Source organism: Arthrobacter sp. SDR-2R, assembly GCF_057747955.1.
The window spans coordinates 723,671-736,559 of sequence record NZ_CM173231.1; the positions used below are offsets into that span (position 1 = coordinate 723,671).

The 12,889-nt window shown below is 65.6% G+C and carries 11 protein-coding genes; 10 read left to right on the plus strand and 1 reads right to left on the minus strand.

Going from position 1 to position 12,889, the window contains the following annotated elements; genetic code table 11:
• Positions 1-98 precede the first annotated feature (98 nt).
• The 4 genes from tcuA (at position 99) to AC3ANU_RS03410 (ending at position 5,055) form a co-directional block, all read left to right on the plus strand.
• Positions 99-1,562, plus strand: coding sequence for an FAD-dependent tricarballylate dehydrogenase TcuA (tcuA, locus tag AC3ANU_RS03395; RefSeq protein ID WP_488315442.1), 1,464 nt, complete (start codon positions 99-101; stop codon positions 1,560-1,562).
• A 40-nt stretch (positions 1,563-1,602) separates the two neighbouring features.
• On the plus strand, positions 1,603-2,238 hold the full coding sequence (locus AC3ANU_RS03400; RefSeq protein ID WP_488315443.1) for a GntR family transcriptional regulator: 636 nt from the start codon (positions 1,603-1,605) through the stop codon (positions 2,236-2,238).
• Between the two features lie 328 nt (positions 2,239-2,566).
• Positions 2,567-3,478 carry an intradiol ring-cleavage dioxygenase gene (locus tag AC3ANU_RS03405; RefSeq protein WP_488315444.1) on the plus strand — a complete coding sequence of 304 codons (912 nt, stop codon included), beginning with the start codon at positions 2,567-2,569 and terminating at the stop codon, positions 3,476-3,478.
• Positions 3,479-3,594: 116 nt separating this feature from the next.
• Positions 3,595-5,055, plus strand: coding sequence for a polysaccharide deacetylase family protein (locus AC3ANU_RS03410; protein WP_488315445.1), 1,461 nt, complete (start codon positions 3,595-3,597; stop codon positions 5,053-5,055).
• 344 nt (positions 5,056-5,399) lie between these two features.
• On the opposite strand, the gene AC3ANU_RS03415 is transcribed toward AC3ANU_RS03410, so the two are convergent.
• Positions 5,400-6,503, minus strand: a complete 1,104-nt coding sequence (locus tag AC3ANU_RS03415; protein ID WP_223995313.1) for a LacI family DNA-binding transcriptional regulator — start codon at positions 6,501-6,503, stop codon at positions 5,400-5,402.
• Positions 6,504-6,670: 167 nt separating this feature from the next.
• On the opposite strand from AC3ANU_RS03415, the gene AC3ANU_RS03420 reads away from it, so the two are divergent.
• The 6 genes from AC3ANU_RS03420 to AC3ANU_RS03445 all read left to right on the plus strand — a co-directional run bounded on the left by AC3ANU_RS03420 (position 6,671) and on the right by AC3ANU_RS03445 (position 12,852).
• On the plus strand, positions 6,671-8,023 hold the full coding sequence (locus tag AC3ANU_RS03420; protein ID WP_018769920.1) for an NAD(P)H-dependent oxidoreductase: 1,353 nt from the start codon (positions 6,671-6,673) through the stop codon (positions 8,021-8,023).
• A 40-nt stretch (positions 8,024-8,063) separates the two neighbouring features.
• Positions 8,064-9,095: a DctP family TRAP transporter solute-binding subunit gene (locus AC3ANU_RS03425; protein WP_144600083.1), complete on the plus strand. Its 1,032-nt coding sequence runs from the start codon at positions 8,064-8,066 to the stop codon at positions 9,093-9,095.
• Positions 9,096-9,191: 96 nt separating this feature from the next.
• On the plus strand, positions 9,192-11,111 hold the full coding sequence (locus AC3ANU_RS03430; RefSeq protein WP_223992969.1) for a TRAP transporter large permease: 1,920 nt from the start codon (positions 9,192-9,194) through the stop codon (positions 11,109-11,111).
• Between the two features lie 3 nt (positions 11,112-11,114).
• On the plus strand, positions 11,115-12,038 hold the full coding sequence (locus AC3ANU_RS03435) for an NAD(P)-dependent oxidoreductase (protein ID WP_488315446.1): 924 nt from the start codon (positions 11,115-11,117) through the stop codon (positions 12,036-12,038).
• The gene (locus AC3ANU_RS03440; protein ID WP_488315447.1) at positions 12,035-12,346 is read left to right on the plus strand and encodes a putative quinol monooxygenase; all 312 of its coding nucleotides are present in this window, start codon (positions 12,035-12,037) and stop codon (positions 12,344-12,346) included. The genes AC3ANU_RS03435 and AC3ANU_RS03440 overlap by 4 nt, the downstream gene beginning before the upstream one ends.
• Positions 12,346-12,852, plus strand: a complete 507-nt coding sequence (locus AC3ANU_RS03445) for a gluconokinase (protein WP_056392010.1) — start codon at positions 12,346-12,348, stop codon at positions 12,850-12,852. Before AC3ANU_RS03440 ends, AC3ANU_RS03445 begins: the two co-directional genes overlap by 1 nt.
• Positions 12,853-12,889 lie beyond the last annotated feature (37 nt).

The following is a 12,889-nucleotide window of genomic DNA, read 5'->3' on the forward strand; positions in this document are numbered from 1 at the left end:
CTCTCCTGCCATGCCCCCAAGCATGTGCCGCCATCCCATTGCATGCGACGGCATACTTATGTATACAATCGTGTACAGCGATGGAGCTGAGGAGATTGATGATGATCAAGAGCGACGTTTTGGTAGTGGGCGGCGGCAACGCTGGATTTGCGGCAGCACTTGCAGCCGCCGAGCGTGGACGCAAAGTTGTCCTGCTGGAAAAGGCGCGGGAAGCCGCCTCGGGCGGCAACAGCTTCTACACCGCCGGTGCCACGCGCATCTCCCACGACGGGCTCCAGGAGCTCATCGAATTCGTGGAACCGGATGAGCGGCACGCCGCCAGCGAAGTCCCCGCGTACACCGCTGCCGAATACCTTGCCGATCTGTCCAAGGTCTCTGAAGGGCGCAACGACCCCGAACTGTCCACGGTCCTGGTCAACGAAAGCAACCCGACCTTGCGCTGGCTTCAGGGCATGGGACTCAAATACCGCCTGATGTACGAACGCCAGGCGTACCGGACCCAGGACGGCGGGTATCTGTTCTGGGGCGGACTGCACGTGGGCAACGTGGGCGGCGGCAAGGGACTCATGGCCGACCACCGCGCCGCCGCGGAGCGCATGGGCGTGGAGGTCATCTACGACTGCGCAGCCACCGGCCTCATCCAGGAGGACGGCCGCGTGCGCGGCGTCCGGTACCGCACGTCAACCGGGGAAGGCGAGCTCCGGGCCGAGTCGGTCATCCTCGCCTCGGGAGGGTTCGAAGCCTCGCCTGAACTGCGCCGCCGGCACCTGGGGGAGGGCTGGCAGAACGCGAAGGTACGCGGCACGCCGGGCAACACGGGGGAGATGATCCTCGCTGCGCTGGACGCCGGGGCGGCCAGGGGCGGCGATTGGTCCACCTGCCACAGCGTGGCCTGGGACGCCTGGCACCCGGAGAACGAGAGCAACCTGGCGCTTACCAACCAGCTCACCCGCGGGGGGTACCCGCTGGGCATCGTGGTGAACAGCGACGGCAAGCGGTTCGTGGACGAGGGCGCCGACTACCGCAACTACACCTACGCGAAGTACGGCCGGGACATCCTTGCCCAGCCGGGCTCGGCCGCCTTCCAGATCTTTGACGCTTCTTCCCGCCCCATGCTGCGCGCCGAGGAGTACGACATGCCGGGCGTCTCGGTGGTCACCGCTCCAACCCTCGCCGAGCTGGCCCAAAAGGCCGGTATCAGCCCCGAGGGTTTGGAGGAGACGGTGCACAACTTCAATGCTTCGATCACCGGCAGCTCGCCCTTCGACCCCAACGTCAAGGACGGACGCCGGGCCGACACCCAGCCGCCGAAGAGCAACTGGGCCCGCAGCATCGCCACCGGCCCGTTCTACGCTTTCCCGGTGACCTGCGGCATCACCTTCACCTTCGGTGGCCTCAAGACGGACACCTGGGGCCGCGTGCTCACCGAAGACGCGGAGCCGCTCGAAGGGCTGTATGCCTGCGGGGAAGCGCTGGGCGGACTGTTCAGCGGAAACTACCCCGGCGGCTCCGGGCTTGCGGCGGGCGCCGTCTTCGGCCGCCGGGCCGGCTCCATCGCCTAAGCAACCCAGCAGCCCCACCAGCAACGGAAAAGAGGAAAAAGTGGCCAGTCCCATCCATCAGCGGCTCCGCGAGGACGTTCTCGCGAGCGTCTTTGCCCCTGACGAGCCGCTCACGGAGGCCAAGCTCACCGAGCGCTACGGGGCTTCCCGGACGCCCGTGCGGGAGGCGCTGCAGCGGCTGGAGCAGGACGGGCTGGTGGAACGGCGCGGCAAGGCGGTGGTGGTCCGCACGCATTCGGCCGAGGAGATCATCGACATCTACGAGTCGAGGATCATCCTGGAGCAGGCCGCGGCTGCCAAGGCCGCCGTCAAGGCAACCGCCCTGGACCGCCAGCTGCTCGCGGGGCTGCTGACGCAGATGCAGCAGCTGGACCCCAGCGACGGCCGGGCGCTCGCCGAAACCAACCGCGCCTTCCACGCCCAGCTGTGGCACGCCACCCACAGCCCGTCGCTGATCGGACTGCTGGAACGCCTTGACCAGCAGGTGCGCCGGTACACCCTCACCACCCTGACCTACCCGGGAAGGTGGCCGGTGGTGCTGGCGGACTACGCCGAGCTGCTGGACGCCATCGGGGAAGGCGACTCCGAGCGCGCGGGTGAGATCGCCGCCCGCCACATGTCCGACGCCTTGAACATCAGGCTGAAGATGTACGCCGACGATCCCAGGACGCTCTAGGCCGCCGGCGACCGCGGGCGGCCGCACCAGACCCGCCGGCAGATGTTCCTGCATACTCCATCGCAACAGGAAACCCGAAAGTCGGGCGCAGGGCGTCAGCCGGTGCAAAGAGGCGGGGCAGGCTCCAATGGGCCTGCCCCGCCTCGCTTTTCCGGCGCCTTATGCGCCGGGCCGGCTTCGCTGGAACGGACGACGACGGCGCCGGGCGAGTGCCGCCGTCGTACTATCTGCGGGGCTGGTTTCGTGCGGGGAAGCGCGCGTCCGGACGCACAGGAACGGCACAGCAGCAACCGGCCCACGGCATAGCCCCGTGCGGTTTCCTTGCATCATGACCACTTCACGCACACCCCGCCAGCCCGACCTTGACCAGCCGCACCCCGACCACGACCGGGGGCTGGAGTTCGACTTGAACACCCTGGTAAGCCGCAGGTCCCTGGGACTGTTCCTGGGCGCAGGCGGTGCTGTGGCCGCGCTCGCCGCCTGCACGCCGGCCGGAACCTCTGGCTCTGTCTCCCCGGCATCAAGCACGGCGGCGGCCGCCACATCCTCCGCGTCTGCCACGACCACTGACTCCGCCGTCACTCCGACGCTGACCCGGGCCATTGCCGAGTGCGGCGTGGAAATCCCGCAGGAGACCGCAGGCCCCTATCCGGGGGATGGCTCCAACGGGCCGAATGTCCTGGAGGCATCCGGGGTGGTGCGGAAGGACATCACGTCGAGCTTCGGGACTGCCTCCGCAAAGGCGGAGGGCGTTCCGCTGACCTTCATCCTGACCCTCCTGGACAACGCCAAGGGCTGCACCCCGATGGCCGGTGCCGCGGTGTACGCCTGGCACTGCGACCGGGACGGAAAATACTCGATGTACGACTCGAGCCTGAAGAACGAGAACTACCTGCGCGGCGTGCAGGAGGCCGACGCCAACGGGCAGGTCACGTTCACGTCGATCTTCCCGGCCGCCTACTCCGGGCGCTGGCCGCACATCCACTTCGAAGTGTTTGAGTCCATGAACAATGCCACCGCCGCCGGGCAGGTATTGGCCGTCTCCCAGATCGCGCTGCCGCAGGCGGCCTGCGACGACGTGTACGCCACCCCCGGGTACGAGCGCAGCGTCGCGAACATGACCCGCACAACGCTCAAGTCGGACAACGTGTTCGGGAACGACGGCGGCATCTACCAGCTGGCAACGATGACCGGTTCCGCCGCGGAGGGCTATACGGCGGGACTCAACGTGACAATCTAGGCTGCCGCAGCTCCCCGGTTCCAGGCAACTGCCTCCGGTTTCGTCATATGGGCCTGGTAGTAAGGGACAATCGAGAGGTCAACACCTGAGGAGCGTGCGAATCGATGGGGCTGGGTATGGGGCGCACCCGCGGGAGCGCAGCTGTTGCCTGCCTGCGTTTGTTCGTTGCCTCGCTCTGCGCAGCGGCGGTGTTGGCCAGCGGTGCTGGCAGTGCGGTGGCCCCTTCCCTGCTGCAGCCCCATGACCGGGTTTCCAGCCAGCCGCGGGTGGTGCCGATGCCACCGCCATTGTCGGACGTGCTGGATCAGCCGGCCGCTGTCACTGGCGGGTACCCGATGGCCTTGACGGCCCAGGTGGGAAACCACCACGTCCATGCGTCCTGGACCTACGTTGACGGGCTGCCCGCCTTCAACGCCCGGATTGACTCGTGGCTGCTGGGACTTCTGGATGCGGCGGCTCCGGCGGGTGGCCGCTACCGGCCCGCGATGGCACTGAACGCCGGCCAGCACCAGGGCCGGGAAATGGTCATTTCGGCCAAACCCGTCCAGGCCAAGGGCAATGTGCTCGTGGTCCGTCAAAGAGTGTCGGACGCCGGGCCGGACGGAGTCAGTGCGATGGCGGCCGCCACCGTTTATATCGACCTGGCCTCCGGCGCGGTCCGGAGCGGCACCGACCTGCTAAGGCCTGAGTCCATCCCCGCCATCCAGGCACGCGCGACGGGCATCCCTGCCGACATCGCCGCCCGCGCCCCTCAAGGAATCCCGACCGACCTTGTCCTCAGTCCGGAAGGCGAACTAACCGTCTCCGCAGGGCAGCCCGGCATGCCCGGCCGGGAGGTGACGGCCACGATGAATGCCGCAGACACGGCGGCTGCCCTCAGCGATTACGGCCGCCAAGTGCTGGGGCAGCTGAACGCCGCCGCAGCACCGCGCCCGGCAAGCGCCCCGGCCCACAGGCACGTGAACTGCGATATTGTCCCCTGCGCTGCACTGACCTACGACGACGGGCCCGACCCCCGCACCACGCCCCAGTTACTGGACATCCTGAAGGCCAACGACGCGCAGGCCACGTTCTTCATGACCGGGTCCAACACCACCGCCAACCCGGCCACCGCCAGGCAGGTTGCCGAGACCGGGTACGCAATCGGCAACCACACCTTCAGCCACCCCTACCTGACCAAGCTGTCACCGCCCGCGATCAGGAAAGAGATGGACCGGACGGATGCCGCGATCCTGGCCGCCACGGGTTCCACGCCGGCCCTGATGCGTCCGCCGTACGGCGCGGCCGATGCAGCGGTCCAGGCGGCAGTGGGCAAACCATTGATGATCTGGGCAGTGGACTCGCTGGACTGGCAGAGCAAGAATCCGGCGGCCTTCGTGCCCAAGGTGCTGAAGGAGATCACGCCCGGCGCGATGGTGCTCATGCATGACGTCCAGCCCTCGACAATATCCGGGCAGCAGGAACTGATTGCGGGCCTGCAGGGGCAGGGCTACAAGCTGGTGTCCGTCCCCCAGCTCTTCGAGGGGATTCCGCTGCTGCCCGGGCACGTTTACCGGTCCCGGCCGCCGCGGCCGTAGGGCTGCGGCGGCCGGGCTGGCTGCTCAAGCCGGCTTTTGCCGCGAACCACCGGTGGGCGATGGCGCGCGGTCAGGAGGCGCTGGCCCTGGAACTGCGCCGACGCCGGCCAGGCGCCGACCCAGCCAAAATCCCGCCGCCCACTGGGCCCACGTTCGCACGCCTGTCCCGCTGGTGGCGGAAGGCGACACAGGCCTGACGTACCGGGCTGCCTTTGCTGGAAGGTTCGACGACGGCAGCGGGTGATTTCCGCCGTCGACCATTGCTGCGGGTGCTTTTCTCCGGGGCCATCAGCCTGCAGCTGACGGTACGGGGGAGTCCTTCCAGGGCTGGACCCTGCAGGCCTTTAGCGCGCGACCGGGGCGGTAACGGGCGCGCAGCTGTTGCGCGGCAGGTAGTCCGCTTTGACTTCGATGCGGCGGGCACCCTCCGGGAGCTTCCCCTGCATCCGTCCGAGCACCAGCTCGATGGCGTGAACGGCGAGCATGTCGAGCGGCTGGCGGATGACGCTCAGCGGGGGAGAGGTGAGCTCAGTCCAGGGATTGTCGTCAAAGACAATGAGCGAAAGCTGATCGGGGATGTCAGTGCCCATCTGGACGAGCCTGCGGACTGAACTTTGCACCTGTGCCGTGTTGGCAACGATGAGTGCTGTTGGCGGCTGGCGCATCGCAAGCAGCGATCCTACGGCGTCCCCGCCCGCGTCCCCGCGAAAAGGTACGTCACGTATCAGCGTGGGGTCTACTGGCAGGGAGGCGTTCCGGTGTGCAGCCCTGTAGCCGTTCAACCTCGCACTCCCGGTGGAGGTGGTTAGCGGGCCCGTGATCAGCCCGATCCGGGTATGGCCCAGGCTGATGAGATGCTCGGTTGAGCGTTGTCCCGAGTCAAAGTTTTCGATGCTGACAACATCGACATCTTCGAGTTCTTCGATGGCACGGTCGATGAAGACGACATTGACGCCGAGGTCGCGCAGGCGCCTCCATTTTTCGATGTTGCCCCCGGTGGGAGTGGCAATGACGCCACTGACCGACCGGTCCAGCAACGTATCCAGGGAGTCCGCCTCCAGGTGCGGATCCTCCTGCGTGGTCATCAACACCACCTGCACGCCATGGCTGCGCGCCTCCCAGACGATCCTGTCCGCCAGGCGGGCGAAGAACGGGTTGGACAGATCGGTGACCACCAGGCCGATGGTGAGTGCATGCCCGGCGCTGAGTTCACGCGCTGCCGCCCTGGGCCGGTAACCCAGTTCATCGATGACCCTCAAGACCTCTTGCCTCTTTGCGGGTGCGACCGGTCCCGACTCCGGGTTCAGTACCCGTGAGACCACAGAGACGGATACTCCCGCAGCAGACGCTACGTCGCGAATGGTAGGCGCTTTGCGCACCGCTCCTCCTTGAGACACAAGACCTTCGTGGTTATGACCTACGCGATTTCTTTCAGCCGTTTGCTTCATGACGCCGGGCTGGAAGGTGATCGTTGACACAGCTTATCAGCAGCTGGTACAAAAGTGGAACCGGTTCCACTCCGGACGGTTTTCCCACAAAACGCGACAAAGAAGTTGTGCCATCCGGCAAGCCGGAGGTGCTTTTCTTTGGCCAAGCACCCCCTAGAGAGATTCCCGTGAACCTTCATAAACTCCTCAGCGAGCGTGAGCAGCAGTCCCGTCCCATCCGCGTTGGACTGATCGGCGCCGGCCGCTACGGGACCATGTACCTGGCGCAGGCCAACAACATCCCCGGCATCCACGTTGTTGCCATTGCCGACATCAACGTCAAGCGCGCGCAGGGGGCCTTCGAGCTGGTGGACTGGCCCGCCTCCCAGGTAGCTCCCGATATCGCTACGGCGCTGAAGGACCGCTCCACCGCCATCGTCGCCAACGCTGACGAACTGTTCGACGTGGACATCGACGTCATTGTCGAAGCCACCGGTAACCCGATCGTCGGCATCAAGCACGCCCTGAAAGCAATCGAAACCAAGAAGCACATCATCATGGTGACCGTCGAAGCTGATGCCCTTGCCGGCCCTGCGCTGGCCAAGCGGGCCGAGGAAGCAGGCGTGGTCTACTCCATGGCCTACGGGGACCAGCCGGCCCTCATCATGGAACTCGTCGACTGGGCCCGCACCAGCGGCTTTGATGTGGTTTGCGCCGGCAAGGGCGCAAAATACCTGGAGCACTACCACGAGATGAACCCGGACAACGTCTGGGAGAACTGGGAGTTCTCCAAGGAATTGACCGACTCCGGCCAGCTCAACCCCTACATGCACACCTCGTTCCGCGACGGCACCAAGGCCGCCATCGAAATGGCGGCGGTGGCCAACGGCGCGGGGCTGGCCCCCTCCGATTCCGGCCTGAGCTTCACACCGGGCAACGTTGAAGAGATCGCCACCATCTGCCGCCCGGCCGCCGTCGGCGGTTCCCTCGCCCACGAAGGAAGCGTTGACGTCATGTCCAGCGTCAACCGCGACGGCAGCTGGATCAGCCACAACACCCAGGAGGGCGTCTTCGTCGTCGTCAAGGCAACCAACAATTACGTTTCCGGCTGCTTCAACGAATACCCCTGGCACCCGGACCCCACCGGCCAGTACGCCGCCCTGTACCGCCCCTACCACTACGTAGGCCTCGAACTGAACATGTCCATCGCCAACGCAGCCCTCCGCGGCATCCCCACCGGCGGGCCCGTCGGCTTCTATGGCGATGTGGTCGCTACCGCCAAGAAAGACCTCAAGGCCGGTGAATTCCTCGACGGCGAAGGCGGCTTCACGGTGTGGGGCAAGCTGGTTTCCGCCAAGCACTCGGTCTCCACCGGCGCCCTCCCCGTCGCCCTGGCCCACCACGTGGAGCTGCGTAACGATGTGCCCAAGGGAGCGATCGTTGGTTGGGACGATGTCATCATTGATGACTCCCTGTCCCAAGCGCTGGAACTCCGCCGCGAAACCGAAGCGCTGATTTCCGCCCCCGTCACCGTCTCCTGAACCAGTACCACCGCATCCTTCCAATGAAGAAAGGCATCGAATGAACTTCAAGACCCGCGCCATGACCGGGGTACTGGCAACCAGCCTGGCCGCCGCCCTGCTGTCCGGCTGTGCAGGCGGAACCCCCGCCGGCCAAAGCGCCCCGGTGGCCAAGATCCAGCTCTCCATCCCCGATCCGCTGACGTCCTCGGTCGGCGTCACCGCCCAGCACTTCGCCGACCAGGTCAAGAAGACCTCCAACGGTTCCGTCCAGGTCACCGTGGTACCCAACGGCACGAGCTTCAGCGGGGACCAGAACGCGGCCGTGACCCGGCTGCAGGGCGGATCACTCGACGGACTCATCCTGTCCACCTCCGTCTACGCCTCGGTGGTGCCGGAAATGAACGGCATCAGCATCCCCTACCTCTTCTCGGACACCAAGGAAGAGGCAAAGTTCCTGGCTGGAGAACCTGGAAAGGTCCTGAAAGACAAGCTGGCGGCAAAGGACACCGTGGCACTCGCCTTCCTGACCCGGACCGGCCGCGAGATCACCAACTCCGTGCGCCCGATTGAACAGCCTTCCGACCTGAAGGGGCTGAAGATCCGGGTGCCGGGCAACACCCTGTGGACCGACTTCTTCGGCAAGCTGGGCGCAAGCCCCACCACCATGGCCTTCTCCGAGGTCTTTACCGGCCTGCAGACCGGAACGATCGACGGCCAGGAAAACCCGATTGAGGTCCCTTGGACGAACAAGTTCTCCGAGGTGCAGAAATACGTCTCAATGACCAACCACATCAACGACGCCTGGGTGCTGGCACTGTCATCGAAGAAGTGGGATTCCCTCACGGATGACCAGAAGAAGGCACTCACCGCCGCTTCAGAGGAAACGGCAACCTTCAAAACCGGCTATGACGAGGAACAGTCCAAGAAGCAGCTGGATGAACTGGCAGCCAAGGGCATGAAGGCCAACGAGCTCAGCGCGTCCGGGCTCGCCGAGTTCAAGGCCACCTCCCAAAGCCTCTACCCGGAGTTCTCCAAGCTCATCGGCAAGGAATTCTTCGACCAGGCCATCGCCTTCGCCGGCAAGAAGTAGCAAGGACGGGTGGGAGCCCACAAGTCGGCTCCCACCCGTACCAACACCCCACTCCCCACACACATCCCGCTATCAATGTCGACAGTCTGGAAAACCATGAAACCCACCGTTGCTCCCCAGGACTACGAGGAAGTCCTTCCCCTCGAAGCGGAGGAAATCCTTCACCACGACCACGTGCCAGAGCGCTGGAGCGGCGCAGCTTGGCTCGACAAGACGCTCGAAGGGATTGTGGGAGCGGCGATTCTCGCGGAACTCGTGGTCATCCTCCTGAACATCACCGTCCGCCTCATTACCGGTGATTCCGTGCTTTGGACACAGGAAGTGTCCGAGATTGCCCTGCTGACCATTGCCTTCATCGGCGGCGCCATCGCCTACCCGAAAGGCGCACACATGTCCGTCCAGGCGCTCATCATGCGCCTGCCCGCAACCTGGAAGCCGTACCTCGCCGCGCTGGTCGACTGGCTCGTCTTTGTCATGAGCGCCGGCGCGCTTGCCCTGTTCGTGCCCACCCTGGTCCAGCAGGTCGAGGAAAAGACACCGATCCTTCAACTCCCCGTGTTTTGGGTCAACCTGCCCTTCTCGGTGGGCATGGTCCTCATCGCCTGGTTTGCCCTGGTCAAACTTCGGCGCCAGGCCTGGCGTCCCGCCGTCGTCGGTGCCGGAATCGCAGCCGCCCTCGTCGCCGTCGTCCTGATTTCCCCGCCGCTGTTCTACTACGCCTCACCGAACGTCCTGCTCGTGGTGGTCCTCGTGGCCCTGTTCGGCCTGCTGTTCCTGGGACTGCCCATTGCGTTTGTCCTGGCCCTCGCCTCCGGCATCTACCTGTACCTCGGCGGCATTTCCGACGTAAGCGCCATCCCCATCGGCATGGCGTCCGGAGCCAAGGGATTCGTCCTGCTGGCCATCCCGTTCTTCATCCTGGCCGGCACCGTCATGAACTCGGCCGGCCTTACCCTGCCGCTGGCCAAGCTCGTCGATGCGCTGATCGGGCATCTCCGCGGCGGCCTGCTGCAGGTGGTGGTGGTCACCATGTACATCTTCTCCGGTATCTCCGGCTCCAAGGTCGCCGATGTCGCAGCAGTGGGCACCACCATGCGAGGCATGCTCGAAGAGCGTAAGTACCCGCGCGGCGAAGTGGTCGCCGTGCTGTCGGCGTCGGCCATCATGGGCGAAACCATCCCGCCCAGCATCGTCCTGCTCATCCTGGGCTCCATCACCACCATCTCAACCACCACCCTGTTCCTTGCAGGCTTCGTGCCGGCAGCCTTCCTCGCCCTGGTGGTCATGGCACTGGTGTTCCTGAGGGCGCGCAAGCAGGGAGGCGTGCCAAGCGCCAAGGCCACGTGGCGGGCCCGGGGCTCCGCCACGTTCTTCGCCCTGCCGACGCTCCTGCTGCCCGTAGGCATGGTGGTGGGGATCCTCAGCGGATTCGCCACCCCCACGGAAGTTTCCTCGGTCGCCGTCGCCTACGCCTTCGTGCTCGCGGCAGCCTACCGCCGCGGCAGCAGGCGCCTTCTGGGGGACACCTTGCGTGAAACAACCACGACGGCGGGCATGGTGCTGTTCATCATCGCCGCGGCGTCGCCCCTGGCGCAGACTCTCGCCCTGGCCGGCGTTTCGCAGCAGATCCACGACCTGATGTCCGGGCTGGGCGATTCCCCCATCCTGTTCATGCTCTTCACGGTGGTGCTGCTGATCATCATGGGCCAGCTCCTCGAAGGCCTGCCAGCGGTGCTCATCTTCGCGCCCCTGCTGCTGCCGATCGCCACCGACTTCGGCGTCAACCCCGTGCAGTACGCCATGGTCCTCATCATCTCCATGGGCATCGGATCCTTCGCCCCGCCGGCAGGGGTTGGCTTCTACGTCGCCTGCGCCACCGCCCGCGAAACCGTGGAAAACAGCCTCAAACACTTCTGGCCCTACCTGGTGGCGGTGTTCGTCGGCCTCCTCGTCCTCGCCGCCGTGCCCTGGTTCAGCACCTTCCTTCCCGCCCTCGCCGGCCTGATCCCCTTCTAACCGATGACAGAAACCAAACCTCCCTCGCCGCTCGATCCCGGTGTCTCCGTCTCGCTGCTCGGCACCGGTCCCATGGGAGCCCCCATCGCCCGGAACATCATCAACGCCGGGGTACCCCTGACGCTCTGGAACCGCACGATCCAGAAAGCCAAAGCCATCGAAGAGGGGACAGTAGCGCTCCGGCCAGCGGAGGCCGCGGCGAATGTTGTCCTCACCGTCCTGCCGGACCTGCCCCAGGTCGAAGCACTCCTGGAGGGCGAGGACGGCCTGCTCGCGGGGTGGGCGCGGGCAGGCGTGGCTGAACCTGTCCTGGTCATCCACGGCACCGTGTCCCCCACGGCGGTCACCGCCTTCGCAGCCCACTGCAAGTCCCGTTACGGGGTGGTGGTCATCGACGCACCGCTCAGCGGCGGGACCATCGGAGCGGAGCAGGGGCGGCTGAGCATCATGACCGGCGGCCCCCGGAGTTCGGTCGAGTGGCTGACGCCGCTTTTCAAGCTCTACGGCTCCACTGTCATATGGTTCGGGGAGGCCGGCGCCGGGGCCATCGTGAAAGCCTGCAACCAGATCGTGGTGGCGGCAACGGTCACCGCCCTGTCGGAATCCATGGCGCTGGCGAAGGCATCCGGCCTGGACCTGGAAAAGGTCCAGGCCATCCTCAAAGGCGGGCTGGCCAACTCCGAAGTCCTCCGGCAAAAAGGCGGCCGATGGATCTCTGGGGACTTCCACGGCGGCGGTTCGGCCAAAAACCAACTCAAAGACCTGCGCTTTGTCACGGAGGCGGCCGCGGATGCCGGACTCGCGCTGCCCGTCGCCAACACCCTGACCTCGGCATTCCAAACAATGGTCACCGAGGGTCTCGGGGACCTTGACCACACAGGCATTTATCTGAGCATCACCAGCAATCGAGTAAAGGAATCATCATGACCATCGTCGTCACTGCAGTCTTCACGCCCAACGACGGCGCCCGCGACCAGGTTGCCGCGGCCCTCAAGCCCGCCATCGCCGAGGTCCACGAAGAACCCGGATGCCTCCTGTACGCCATCCACGATGCGCCCAACGGCCAGATCGTCATGATTGAGAAATGGGAGAGCGCCGAGCTGCTCGACGCCCACGGAGTGGGGGACGCCGTCAAGCGGCTCAACGCCTCACTCGAAGGACTCCTGGCCGAACCCGTCGAGGTCACCCGCCTGACGCCCATTCCCGCCGGCACTGCCCGGCAGGGCGCCCTGTAATGCCCCAGAGCATCGTGGTGATGGGCGTCTCCGGTGCAGGGAAATCCTCCGTGGGCCAGGCGCTCGCCACCCGGCTCGGCGCCAGTTTCGTCGATGGCGACACCCTGCATCCGGAAGCAAACGTCAAGAAAATGGCTTCGGGCGTTCCCCTCACGGATGAGGACCGATGGCCGTGGCTGCACCTGGTGGGTACCAAGCTGTCCGCCAGCACCGAAAAAGCAACCATTGTTGCCTGCTCAGCACTGAAGCGAAGCTACCGGGACGCCATCCGGACGGCCGCGCCTGCCACCACGTTCATCCTGCTGAAAGCCGACAGGCCGGCACTGCAGGACCGCCTCACCCAACGCCCCGGGCATTTCATGCCGGCCTCGCTGCTCACGTCCCAGCTGGAAACCCTGGAGGAGCTGCAGACCGACGAATCCGGCCTGATGGTCGAGTCAACAGGGGGCATCGACCCAACCGTCGAACGCATCCGACGGCTGCTGGAGCAATCAGCAGCGGACTGAGCCTCCCCTTGCTGGAAGGTACGACGACGGCGGCGGG

Excerpts from the sequence above, each read along its gene's own strand:
- tcuA (WP_488315442.1), top strand. The coding sequence starts at position 99 with ATGATGATCAAGAGCGACGTTTTGGTAGTGGGCGGCGGCAACGCTGGA.
- AC3ANU_RS03405 (WP_488315444.1), top strand. The coding sequence starts at position 2,567 with ATGACCACTTCACGCACACCCCGCCAGCCCGACCTTGACCAGCCGCAC.
- AC3ANU_RS03410 (WP_488315445.1), top strand. The coding sequence starts at position 3,595 with ATGGGGCGCACCCGCGGGAGCGCAGCTGTTGCCTGCCTGCGTTTGTTC.
- AC3ANU_RS03415 (WP_223995313.1), bottom strand. The coding sequence starts at position 6,503 with ATGAAGCAAACGGCTGAAAGAAATCGCGTAGGTCATAACCACGAAGGT.
- AC3ANU_RS03425 (WP_144600083.1), top strand. The coding sequence starts at position 8,064 with ATGAACTTCAAGACCCGCGCCATGACCGGGGTACTGGCAACCAGCCTG.
- AC3ANU_RS03430 (WP_223992969.1), top strand. The coding sequence starts at position 9,192 with ATGAAACCCACCGTTGCTCCCCAGGACTACGAGGAAGTCCTTCCCCTC.
- AC3ANU_RS03435 (WP_488315446.1), top strand. The coding sequence starts at position 11,115 with ATGACAGAAACCAAACCTCCCTCGCCGCTCGATCCCGGTGTCTCCGTC.
- AC3ANU_RS03440 (WP_488315447.1), top strand. The coding sequence starts at position 12,035 with ATGACCATCGTCGTCACTGCAGTCTTCACGCCCAACGACGGCGCCCGC.
- AC3ANU_RS03445 (WP_056392010.1), top strand. The coding sequence starts at position 12,346 with ATGCCCCAGAGCATCGTGGTGATGGGCGTCTCCGGTGCAGGGAAATCC.